Source organism: Arenibacter aquaticus (assembly GCF_003957295.1).
In the GTDB taxonomy this organism is placed as follows: Bacteria; Bacteroidota; Bacteroidia; order Flavobacteriales; family Flavobacteriaceae; genus Arenibacter; species Arenibacter aquaticus.
Genome location: NZ_RQPJ01000014.1, coordinates 218,544 through 230,722, shown reverse-complemented (window position 1 = coordinate 230,722; position 12,179 = coordinate 218,544). Strand labels below are relative to the sequence as shown.

Sequence of the window (12,179 nt, the reverse complement as noted above, 5' to 3'; positions counted from 1 at the left end):
AGCGTTTATCTTCCCAAAACTAGTGAGTGTTGAAGCTAAGTGGATAGGGAATGCCTATTTCAGCAACTCTTGTCGTTGTCTTACCACTTCATAAAGGAATACGCCACAGGCTACGGAAACATTTAAAGAACCTATTTCTCCCAATAGTGGTAGTTTGGCCATATGATCTGCAGCCTTTAATATAGACGGGGATATGCCCACGTCTTCAGATCCCATGATAATGGCGCAGGGTTCTTTAAAGGATACATCGTAAATGGTGTTTTCAGTTTTCTCGGTGGCAGCAACTACCTGTATGTTGGAAGCCTGTAAGTAGAAGACGGCGTCCTTTATGTGGTCTACCTTGGCAATGGGAACACGAAAGGCGGCACCGGCAGATGTTTTAATGGTATCGGCCGTAACAGGGGCGGCTCCTTTTTTTTGGATGATGATACCATCCACACCGGTACATTCGGCGGTTCTAATAATGGCCCCAAAATTACGTACGTCCGATAGTTGGTCCAATAATAAGAAAAGAGGTGTCTTGTTTTGATCCAATACATTTTCTACCAATTCTTCCACGGTTAAAAATGCGACTGGGGATATGTTGGCTACCACACCTTGATGGTTGTTCTTGGTAAGTCGGTTTAATTTCTCAATTGGTACATAGGAAGCGCTAATACCGTTTTTACGGATCAAGGTTTCCATATCCTTGGAGAGATCTCCCTTTAGTCCCTTTTGGATAAAAACCTTGTCTATGGGCTCATTGGATTTTATGGCTTCAATGACTGCTCTAATGCCGTAAATTTGCTGGGTGTTTTTCATGGGGTAAAGGTAGAAAATATGTTACATATATGAGCGCATTTGTGGTTGCAAGGCTATAATAATTCATTGCATTGTGTTAAAACTACTTTTACTCCGTTATTTAGAAAAAAAAAGAGACTGCCTAAAAAAAGGGCAGCCTCTTCATGCTTTAATCGTATACCCTATCAATTGAAAGGGGTCTGTAATATATTTATAAAGGGGTATAAACTGCTGTAGCAGAATCACCGAAGCAATTTTCCCATTCTATTGACAATGTTCCGTCTGCATTTACTGTCCCTGTGAGGGTAATTTCACATCCAAAGGATTCGGTCCAAGACCCAGATAGGTCTCCACAGATGTCGGTCATGGTACCAGCCGTTTCAAAACAATACCCATAAGGAGTACAGTACCAATCTTGGTATACACCGGCAACTCCGTCAGAAATGGTGTAATTACCACCCCCATTGTCTGTCAGAGTAACATTGTAAGCAAAGTCTACCAATGGATTGTTAACAGGTGCTCCGTCTGTAGAAGTACCATTACTAACCACGCTGTAATCCCCACCTAAATCGGAAGGACAAGATACGATATAATCCAAATTTATTTTAAAATCTGAAATTTGATTAAAATCGGCGGCGTAGTAATTGGGCTCGGCTTCACTATTTAAAACTTCTAATTGAGATCCATCATCAAAAGTATAGGAAGTATAAAGCTTGAACATATCACCAAGTTGAATATCATCAGTGCTATTTAACTCAGTAAACGCACTGACAATGTCGGAGCTGGTTAAAGAATATTCTTTGGGAAAGGTGGTTACTCCCGTATCCAATATTACCGGTCCGTATAAATCGCCATCAACAGTAGCGTAAAAAGCTTTCAAATCAAAAGATGTTGGTGTTCCAACTCCAACCCCCACAGTAAACTGTAAATTCAGATTGTCTAATCCGGTAAGGTCTATAAAAGCTGGACTTCCCTCCACCACTGCAAAATCTGGAAGAGCTCCTGTTTTCAAAGGAATGACTGAAGTGCCTCCGTCATCATCACATGACGTATTTAGCGCAAATAAGGCTAAAAAGAGACTTAATATATATATGTTTTTCATGTTATGAATTTTATGTATTAGTTATCCCAAAATATTTTATACGTAGTTGCATCTTTTTGGGCAGGTGCATTTTCATTAACGTTCAATTCGGCTTGTGGCCAGAATAGGGAAACCTGGTATGGTCTGTTTAACGTTGTCTCGCTATCATCCAATGGCCAGTCGTCGCCATTGTCCAACTGATATTCTGGAGATGGTCCATTAGGATCCGCCAATACCGGGTATCCGGTTCTTCTGTAATCATTGTATTGGTCAAATGGGTCACCAAAGGTTGATACCCATTTTTGAGTCATAATGATTTCCATTTTCTTGTCATCCGAAGCAGCATCATATTCTGCCAAAATACCATCTATAAACTCTTGAACAGCTGTAGTACCGTCTAGAGTTGGAACTGTTTGATCGGTTTCTGAATTTGCCACAACATCATCTACTTTCTTAAATGCAGCAGTAATTGCTTCTTCAAGAGTAGTTCTTGCATCACCAGAAATTACACCCGCCTGAATTAATTCAGCTTTGATAAAAAGATATTCATGAAAAGTCAATAACCTATGTGGAGCTGCACCAGTTCCGGCATCTACATCGGCATCCCCTCCTTCGCCATCATCATATCTACCTCCGGCAGGATATATTCCTGGATAAGTGGATGATTCCCTAGAGGCAAAATCCCTATTGGCGCTTATGCTACCGAATCTAATAGTGTGAAAACCTGTGTTTCTATCCCAATAATCTGCCTTGGGGTCACCTGTGGTTGGATCCCCAACATCTGGAGGTAATTCACCCGGGGTCAACTGGTTAAAGAAATAGTAGGGAAGTCGTGGATCCTCAAGTCCGTTATGGATATTAGGGTTCCATCCTTTTAGGATTTCATAAAACCAAGGACTGGCATAGTGAGAAGTTTGTCCAGTTAAATAGGAAGCTCTATAAAGTGGATTTCTTTCCTCTGCAGGAGATTGGGTAGTAGAGTAAGGGAATTGGAAGTCATCACTATTGCTAGTCATAAAATTATCTGCTGAAATTAATGCATTTAATTTGCCGGCATCAAATAATGATGACAATCTAATTTCATTGTACAATTTTAATTTAAGAGTGTTTACAAATTTATTCCATTTGGTTATGTTACCATCGTAAAATAAATCTTGTGTGCCTGGATTTGTTCCCTCACCACTATTAATATTGGCTAGACCAGTATCAATTAAGGCCAAGGCGTTTTCATAGATTGATGTTTGACTATCAAAGACTGGGCTAACAACCCCATTTGCTAGGTTGGATGCCTCTGAAAAAGGAGCATCCCCCCAAATATCTGCAATAATTGTAGCAGTATAGCCTTTTATAACTTGTGCCATACCTACCATAATCAATTCATTTTCCTCAGTACCTTGTTCAATAATAATGTCTGTTGCAGTTATTACCGAATAGGCTACATCCCAAGAATTTTGAATATCTGCATTATCGGGCTGGGTACCATATTGATCCTGTTCTTCACGAAAAGTGAACTGGTGTACATAGGCAGAAAGTTCTTCCGCCATATAAACCCTAAATTCCGTGATTAGGTTAAAATTCGTCTCCGCGTCGGTCAAAAGTTGATCTAGCGGTGCTGTTGTAGGATTGTTTGGATCTGTGTTCACATCCAAATAGTCACTACAATTGTAGAAAAGTAAAGACACCAATGCTACAGCGAACATTGTGCGGCTTTTAAGATTTATTTTGAATATATTTTTCATAGTTCTTTTTATTAAAATGTTACGTTAAGTTTAAACCCAAACCTTTTGGAACTAGGGGCAGATTGAGTTTCAATCCCTTGTAGGTTTCCAGATCCATAAGCTGTAACATCTGGATCAAAATTGGTATACTTGGGAACGTTTGGTGCAAAATACCAAAGGTTGTTCCCTACCACAGAAAATGTCATGGAACCAATAAAGGTTTTGTCCAAAAACTTCCTTGGAACTTCGTAGGCCAAGGCAATCTCCCTTAACCTAAAAACAGTACCGTCATATATGGTAGCCTCATCTACAGAATTGATACCAAAAGTATTACTATTGGTGGTAGGAGAGAAATATAAGTTGTTCATGGTTATCTGAGTCGTATTCGGAATTTTGTTTCCGGCATTGTCCAAAATAGCTTCTCCCGTTATTGGGTCGCCGTATACACCAGGTATAATAAAAGTACGCTCCCTGTCTTCTGTGTCTTTGGTTACCCCTCTACCTAATAATGAGGCTACGGTCGTGGAAGCTACGTCTCCCCCCTCTTTCCAGTCAAACTGAGCCTGAAGGCTTAAAGTTTTATATTTGAAAGTATTGGTAAAACCTATTTTAAAGTCTGCATTGGGGTCACCTACTACCTTATTTTCAGCGGCCTGTAAAATACCACCACCACCTTCTTCGATTAGGTAATTACCTTCATCGTCACGGGCAAAGGCAGTTCCGTAGAATACTCCAAAGGGTTCCCCTTCGTCTACGAAAGCAATTTCGTTCACGTTAAGTGGAAATCTGTCCAATCCTTCTATTAATTCGTTAACAACATTATCGTTCTTGGTAAATGAAGTAAACGTAGACCACTTAAAGTTCTCTGTTCTAATAGGAATTAAGGTTAGACCTATTTCTATACCTGTATTTTCCATTTCACCTATGTTGGTAAGAAAGGAAGTGTAACCGGAAGAGGTAGGAACATTAACCTCAGAGATAAGATCTGTGGTTGTTTTTTTATACCATGTAAAGTCTAAAATGGCTCTTTTCTTAAATAATTCCAAATCCAGACCTATTTCATATTCTTCGGTGTTTTCTGGACTCAAAGAAGGATTTCCTAGTGTTGTAGGAACAAATACAGAAGGTTGTCCTGCATATACATCCCCAACGCCAAAAATCTTATTTATTTGGTAAGGATCGGCATCCCGGCTTACGTTGGCCCAACCACCTCTAATCTTACCATAGCTAAGGATATCGTTATTTATTCCGAAAGCTTCGGTAAATATGAAGGAAGAAGAAACGGAAGGATAAAGAAAGCTATTATCTGTTTTAGGTAGTGTAGAGGACCAGTCGTTTCTTGCTGTGGCATTTAAGAACAAATAGTCCTTATACCCCAAACCTAGGTCTCCAAAAACCCCAACAATTCTTTTTCTGGTTGTATCATCTACATCGGCAACTACGTTGGCCGTATTTTTTACAGTAAAGATGTCATCGGCAATAAGATTTGTTCCAGTATATCCAACTCGGTGGGTTGAAATTTGGTTAACATTGTTTCCAACCAGAAAGTTCATATTCAAATCACTGGTCAAGTCATAATTAAAGGTTACCACAAAGGTAGATTCAATTTCCTCGCTATCGTAATCGTCCGTCACAACCCTTCCTGTACCGGAAGCACCTCTTGATCCTTTGTCGGTTATTTCAACACGCCCAAGTTCGTATTTGTTTATACCTAATTGATATCTTGCGTTGATATGCTCATTAAAATCATAGGCAAAATTTACGTTGGCAACCGTTCTGTTGGTAGCCGTTCTAATTTGGTTGTGTTCCCATGACCATAAAGGGTGATCCCAGCCACCATTAGGAATTACAGGCGCCCCACTAGCATCTTCGTATGGAAGACTTAAATCCCAAGTTCTTCCCAAGACTAAAGTTCTTGCAAAAGAAGAAGCGGCACCTGCATATTGGTTTTCACCTAGAAAGGGACCAACTTGGTAACCATCTGAATAACTTAGGTTAGCTCCAACCTTAAGGCCATTGTCCAATTGAAAATTACCACCTGTAGATATATTGGTCCTTTTGTAAGAGTTAAAAGGAATATACCCTTGTTGGTCCATATTGGAAATGGTTAAACTGAAATTGGAATTTTCGTTTGCAGATCTAACGTTTATGGAATTGTCCGCAACGAATCCTGTTTTAAACAGGTCTTTAACGTTATTTGGTTGTGCTACATAAGGAACAGTAGGTCCAAACTGATCAGGGAAGGCATTTAGTAAATTTGGCCAGGTTGGGATGGTTTCCCTTGAATCAAACCTTGCACCCCAAGAACCGTTGGCGTTGTTGTAATTGAAATTTGTTCCGTTACCGTATGTATTCTGATATTCAGGAAGATTGGCAATGGTTTCAAAATAAATCCCAGAGTTAAGGGATACTTCAAATTTTTTGTTGGATAATCCTCCAGATTGTCCCGCTTTGGTGGTAATAATTATAACACCATTGACTGCCCTGGAACCGTAAAGTGCCGCAGCTACCGCTCCTTTAAGAACTTCTACATTGGCAATATCATTGGGGTCCAAAGAAGAGATACCGGTTTCATAACCACCACCACCGGTTATTTGGCTAGAAGTTTCTATCTCGTCATTGCTATAGGGGGTCCCATCTACAACAAATAGAGGTTGGTTCCCGCCTTGAAAGGAAGTAGTACCCCTAATACTAATTTTGTTGGAAGCACCTGCAACACCGGTAGATACATTTACGTTGACCCCTGGAACCTTACCGTTAAGAGATCTAATAAGATCCGGTTCAGAGTTTTCAGTGATAGATTCGGCTTCTACAGACTTGACAGAGTATCCTAAAGACCTTGGATTCCTCTTAATACCTAATGCTGTTACCACCACTTCTTCCAATGCTTGTGCTGACTCTTCCATTTGCACGTTTATCGTATTGCTGGCGCCTACAGTCATTCTAGCATTTTTTTGTCCTATGTAGGAAAATACTAAAACCTGCCCAACCTCTGCATCAATGGTGTATAGTCCATCAAAATCAGATTGGGTACCGGTAGTAGTTCCCTCTACTAGGATGTTCACTCCAGGGAGCGGTAGGCCATCTTGGTCCGTAACCGTACCTGAAATCGTTTTTTCTTGTGCAAAAGTAACTTGCACAATCAACGCTAGAAACAGCGTTAGGATTCCACTTAACTTTGTTTTCATTTTAATTTTATTTGAATTAGCAGTTGCAAAAATCCTAAATTCATGTTAATAAAGCAACTTTTTAGCCACAATTCTTATGCTTGCATAATAAAATCCTGTTAAATATAGATCTTTAGAGCGGTTGTTTAGTTTTTTTTACACATAAAGGGGGTTATAATTTACATTTGCAACAATTATAAAACTGCTTGTAGGATTTTTTTGCATCATAAAAGTTAAAAAAATGACAATATCATAATAATGGTAAAATTTATGGTGTTTTTGTGTATTTGTGTGCGATTTTATCTTGGAATTCAGGTTTTGTTTGTGAAAATCGCAATAAAATGTAGGATTGTGTTGTGGTGTTGTTTGAGTTCTGTTTAAATCCTTATAAAGGTATCGGGAGGTTTTGTTGTGGTGTAATTTTGAGTTGTATTTATATATGGTGTGGTTTGTTGAATAACCTAATTATAAGCTTGTGAATCTGTTGCATTAAAAAAATATTGAAAATAAGTTGTTTAGGGTTTGAATTATTGCGAATAATTACTACATTTGCCAGCCCTTAAAAGAGGGGGTTAAGTTTTATTATACAAAATATAGTATGCCAACAATTTCACAATTAGTACGAAAAGGAAGAGTCACGATTACTAAGAAGAGTAAATCGGCTGCTTTGGATTCGTGTCCTCAAAGAAGAGGTGTATGTACACGTGTTTATACTACCACTCCTAAGAAACCGAACTCAGCAATGCGTAAAGTTGCAAGGGTTAGGTTGACCAATGGAAAGGAAGTTAACGCGTATATACCAGGTGAGGGTCACAATTTGCAAGAGCACTCGATAGTATTAGTAAGAGGCGGAAGGGTAAAGGATTTGCCAGGTGTTAGGTATCATATCGTTAGAGGTGCTTTGGATACAGCAGGTGTTGCTGGAAGGACTCAACGTAGATCTAAGTACGGAGCAAAACGCCCTAAGAAGTAAAAAATTAGTTAAAAGTTAATTGTGGGGCGCTAGCGTTCGTATCAGTTAGCTGTTAACCGTTAACTCAAAAAGAAGAAATGAGAAAAAAGCAGGCAAAAAAGAGACCACTTTTACCGGATCCAAGGTTTAATGACCAATTGGTGACCCGTTTTGTTAACATGATGATGTGGGACGGGAAGAAGTCGGTTGCCTTTAAGGTGTTCTATGATGCAATTGACATCGTGGAAGAAAAAAAGACAGACGAAGAGAAGTCGGCATTGGAGTTGTGGAAAGATGCATTGTCCAATGTAATGCCTCATGTTGAGGTAAGAAGTAGAAGGGTTGGAGGGGCTACCTTTCAGATTCCTATGCAGATTAGGCCAGACCGTAAAATTTCAACCGCTATGAAGTGGCTTATTAGTTATGCTCGTAAGAGAAACGAAAAGGCTATGTCTCAAAAATTGGCCGGTGAAATTTTGGCTGCATCCAAAGAAGAAGGTGCTGCGGTTAAGAAAAGAGTGGATACGCACAAGATGGCTGAAGCAAATAAGGCATTCTCACATTTTAGATTCTAATTAGTAATGGGAAGAGATTTAAAATATACTAGAAATATAGGTATTGCGGCGCATATTGATGCTGGAAAAACAACAACTACAGAGCGTATATTGTTCTATACAGGTGTTAGTCACAAGATAGGGGAGGTGCATGATGGTGCTGCTACTATGGACTGGATGGAGCAAGAGCAGGAAAGGGGTATTACCATTACTTCTGCTGCAACAACCTGTACTTGGCAGTTTCCAAAGGAAAATGGTCAGCCTACCAAAGATGCGAAAGATTATCATTTTAATATTATTGATACTCCCGGCCACGTTGATTTTACCGTTGAGGTAAATAGATCTTTACGTGTGTTGGATGGCTTGGTATTCTTGTTTAGTGCGGTGGATGGTGTTGAGCCTCAGTCCGAAACTAACTGGAGATTGGCCGATAATTATAAAGTGCCTCGTATAGGTTTTGTTAACAAAATGGACCGTCAAGGGTCTAACTTCTTAAAGGTTTGTAACCAGGTAAAAACAATGTTGGGATCCAATGCGGTGCCAATTGTTTTGCCAATAGGTGATGAGGCTGATTTTAGAGGTATTGTTGACTTGGCCAAGAATAGGGCTATAGTTTGGCATGATGAAAACTTTGGGGCAACATTTGATGTTGTTGATATCCCTGAAGAGATGAAGGCCGAGGTGAAGGAGTATAGAGCTGCTTTGATAGAGGCTGTTGCAGAATATGATGAGGCATTGATGGAGAAATTCTTCGAGGATGAAGATTCTATATCGGAAGAGGAAGTGCATGCTGCTTTAAGGGCTGCTGTAATGGATAGGGCTATTATACCAATGGTTTGTGGTTCGTCCTTTAAGAATAAAGGTGTTCAGTTTTTATTGGATGCGGTATGTAGGTACTTGCCGTCCCCTATAGATAAGGATGATATTGTAGGAACTGATCCAAATACCGGAGAGGCTGTTACACGTAAGCCGGATCCTAAAGAACCATTTGCTGCTTTGGCATTTAAGATTGCTACCGATCCTTTTGTAGGGCGATTGGCATTCTTTAGAGCTTATTCTGGTCGTTTGGATGCTGGTTCATATATTTTGAACAATAGATCGGGTAAGAAAGAACGTATTTCCCGTATTTATCAAATGCACTCCAATAAGCAGAATGCTATTGATTATATTGAGGCTGGTGATATAGGGGCTGCTGTAGGGTTTAAGGATATCAAGACCGGTGATACCATGTCTGATGAAAAGAATCCTATTGTCTTGGAGAGTATGGATTTTCCAGATCCAGTAATTGGTATAGCTGTTGAGCCTAAAACCAAAGCTGATGTAGATAAGTTAGGAATGGCTTTGGGTAAATTGGCTGAGGAGGATCCAACCTTTACTGTGAGAACGGATGAGGCTTCAGGTCAAACCATTATTTCTGGTATGGGTGAGCTTCACTTGGATATTATTGTAGACCGTTTAAAACGTGAGTTTAAGGTTGAAGTAAGTCAAGGTGAGCCTCAGGTAGAATACAAGGAAGCGTTGACCAAAACTGCTGCACATAGAGAGGTTTATAAGAAACAATCTGGTGGTCGTGGTAAATTTGGTGATATCGTATTTGAAATGGGACCTGCTGATGATGATTTTGAAGGAGCTGGGTTACAGTTTATTGATGAGATCAAAGGTGGTCGTATTCCTAAGGAATTTATAGGACCTGTTGAAAAAGGTTTCCAGGCTGCTATGAAGAACGGTCCTTTGGCCGGTTATGAAATGGATAGGATGAAGGTTGTTCTTAAGGATGGTTCTTTCCACCCTGTGGATTCTGACGCACTTTCCTTTGAATTGGCTGCCAAACTTGGTTATAAGGCTGCAGGTAAGGCTGCGGGAGCTGTAGTAATGGAACCGATAATGAAGTTGGAAGTGTTGACTCCTGAAGAAAACATGGGTGACATTGTAGGTGATTTAAACCGAAGAAGAGGTGTGGTTACCAATATGGACGATAGGGCAGGATCCAAGGTGATAAAAGGTGAAGTGCCTCTTGCGGAAATGTTTGGTTATGTTACTTCTCTGAGGACATTGTCTTCTGGTAGGGCTACTTCTACAATGGAATTTTCACATTATGCTGAAACACCGTCCAATATTTCGGAAGAGGTGATTAAGAAAGCAAAAGGATTAACAGCTTAAATCGTACTAAGATGAGTCAGAAAATTAGAATTAAATTAAAGTCATACGACCATAACTTGGTAGATAAATCTGCTGAGAAGATCGTTAAAACGGTAAAGACTACTGGTGCGGTTGTAACTGGGCCTATTCCTTTGCCAACACATAAAAAGATATTTACCGTGTTGCGTTCGCCTCACGTAAATAAAAAATCCAGGGAGCAGTTCCAATTAAGTTCTTACAAAAGACTATTGGATATTTATAGCTCTTCATCAAAAACCATCGATGCCCTTATGAAGCTTGAGCTTCCTTCTGGTGTTGAGGTGGAGATCAAGGTGTAGTTATATTCCTATTATGGTGGGAATCCTATCTACATTGATGGGTGAAAGATAAAATTTCCCGATAGTTCGGGAAGGGACATGTCCGGAGCGTTTCGCGAAGGAAAAACGGAAAAAAATATATTCAGGGTTGAATTGTTTTTTGACCCTGTTTTTTTGTCAGAAAGTTAAATAGTAATCAATTAATTAATTATAAATATGTCTGGGTTAATAGGTAGAAAAATCGGTATGACCAGCATTTTCGATGAAAATGGAAAGAACATTCCATGTACAGTTATCGAAGCTGGACCATGCGTAGTTACCCAAGTCAGAACCGAAGAGGTGGACGGGTACAATGCCCTTCAGCTTGGTTTCGATGACAAGGCAGAAAAACGTGCTAATAAAGCGGCTACAGGTCACTTTAAAAAAGCGGGTGCTTCTCCCAAGAAAAAAGTCATGGAATTCAGGTATTTTGAAGAAGGTGCTTACAAATTGGGAGATACTTTAGGAGTAGATCTTTTTGTAGAAGGAGAATTTGTTGATGTAATCGGTACCTCAAAAGGTAAAGGTTTTCAAGGGGTGGTTAAAAGACATGGCTTCGGCGGTGTAGGGCAGTCGACCCACGGTCAGCACAATAGGTTAAGAGCTCCGGGTTCCATCGGTGCGGCCTCATATCCTGCAAGGGTATTTAAGGGCATGAGGATGGCCGGTAGGATGGGAACCGATAAGGTTACCGTTCAGAACTTGAGGGTATTAAAAATTGTTCCAGAAAAGAACCTTTTAGTAGTAAAAGGTTGTGTTCCTGGTCATAAGAACGCTTACGTAACTATTGAGAAGTAATGAAGGTAGCAGTTTTAGATATTAAGGGAAAAGAAACAGGTAGGAAAGTTGAACTTTCCGACGATGTATTCGCAATAGAGCCAAATAATCACGCTGTATACTTGGATGTTAAACAGTATTTGGCGCACCAAAGACAAGGTACGCACAAATCCAAGGAGCGTGCGGAGATAGCTGGTAGTACCAGAAAGATAAAAAAACAAAAAGGTACAGGTACCGCCCGTGCTGGTAGTATTAAATCACCGATCTTTAGAGGTGGTGGACGTATTTTTGGACCAAGGCCAAGAGATTATAAGCAAAAATTGAACAAAAATGTGAAGCGTTTGGCCAGAAGGTCGGCCTTGACATTGAAGTCCAAAGAGAATGCAATTGTAGTGGTTGAGGATTTTAACTTTGAGGCTCCAAAAACAAAAGAATTTAAGCAAATTTTGAAGTCTTTGGGCTTGGAGAATAAAAAATCCCTAATTGTGTTGGGTGATTCAAATAATAACGTATATTTGTCCTCACGCAATTTACAGCGCTCTGAAGTTGTAACTAACTCAGAACTAAGCACTTACAAAATTTTAAATGCTAACAACCTTGTGTTGTTGGAGGGTTCTTTAGAAGGAATCGAGTCGAACTTAATTAAATAAGCGAA

General features: G+C 39.8%; 10 protein-coding genes. 6 read left to right on the top strand and 4 right to left on the bottom strand.

The genetic code is table 11. The features are described from left to right. Window positions 1–54: 54 nt before the first annotated feature. The 4 genes from rlmB to EHW67_RS14380 all read right to left on the bottom strand — a co-directional run bounded on the left by rlmB (window position 55) and on the right by EHW67_RS14380 (window position 6,767). Entirely contained in the window at window positions 55–801 is a 747-nt protein-coding gene (gene rlmB / locus EHW67_RS14395; protein WP_126163078.1) for a 23S rRNA (guanosine(2251)-2'-O)-methyltransferase RlmB, read from the bottom strand. 190 nt (window positions 802–991) lie between these two features. Then, window positions 992–1,882, bottom strand: a complete 891-nt coding sequence (locus tag EHW67_RS14390; RefSeq protein WP_126163077.1) for a hypothetical protein — start codon at window positions 1,880–1,882, stop codon at window positions 992–994. A 17-nt stretch (window positions 1,883–1,899) separates the two neighbouring features. Continuing rightward, window positions 1,900–3,600, bottom strand: coding sequence for a SusD/RagB family nutrient-binding outer membrane lipoprotein (locus EHW67_RS14385; RefSeq protein ID WP_126163076.1), 1,701 nt, complete (start codon window positions 3,598–3,600; stop codon window positions 1,900–1,902). A gap of 11 nt (window positions 3,601–3,611) precedes the next feature. Then, window positions 3,612–6,767 carry a SusC/RagA family TonB-linked outer membrane protein gene (locus tag EHW67_RS14380; RefSeq protein ID WP_126163075.1) on the bottom strand — a complete coding sequence of 1,052 codons (3,156 nt, stop codon included), beginning with the start codon at window positions 6,765–6,767 and terminating at the stop codon, window positions 3,612–3,614. 577 nt (window positions 6,768–7,344) lie between these two features. Here EHW67_RS14380 and rpsL point away from each other — a divergent pair. From rpsL to rplD, 6 genes are all read left to right on the top strand, one after another. Beyond that, window positions 7,345–7,719: a 30S ribosomal protein S12 gene (rpsL, locus tag EHW67_RS14375; protein ID WP_031445118.1), complete on the top strand. Its 375-nt coding sequence runs from the start codon at window positions 7,345–7,347 to the stop codon at window positions 7,717–7,719. 77 nt (window positions 7,720–7,796) lie between these two features. Next, window positions 7,797–8,273: a 30S ribosomal protein S7 gene (gene rpsG, locus EHW67_RS14370; RefSeq protein WP_126163074.1), complete on the top strand. Its 477-nt coding sequence runs from the start codon at window positions 7,797–7,799 to the stop codon at window positions 8,271–8,273. A gap of 6 nt (window positions 8,274–8,279) precedes the next feature. Further along, window positions 8,280–10,412 (top strand): elongation factor G, encoded by a 2,133-nt coding sequence (gene fusA, locus EHW67_RS14365; protein WP_126163073.1) that lies wholly within the window; start codon window positions 8,280–8,282, stop codon window positions 10,410–10,412. Window positions 10,413–10,423: 11 nt separating this feature from the next. Then, entirely contained in the window at window positions 10,424–10,729 is a 306-nt protein-coding gene (gene rpsJ / locus EHW67_RS14360; RefSeq protein WP_007094989.1) for a 30S ribosomal protein S10, read from the top strand. A 195-nt stretch (window positions 10,730–10,924) separates the two neighbouring features. Then, window positions 10,925–11,545: a 50S ribosomal protein L3 gene (rplC, locus tag EHW67_RS14355; protein ID WP_126163072.1), complete on the top strand. Its 621-nt coding sequence runs from the start codon at window positions 10,925–10,927 to the stop codon at window positions 11,543–11,545. Further along, on the top strand, window positions 11,545–12,174 hold the full coding sequence (gene rplD / locus EHW67_RS14350) for a 50S ribosomal protein L4 (RefSeq protein ID WP_126163071.1): 630 nt from the start codon (window positions 11,545–11,547) through the stop codon (window positions 12,172–12,174). The genes rplC and rplD overlap by 1 nt, the downstream gene beginning before the upstream one ends. Window positions 12,175–12,179: the final 5 nt, after the last annotated feature.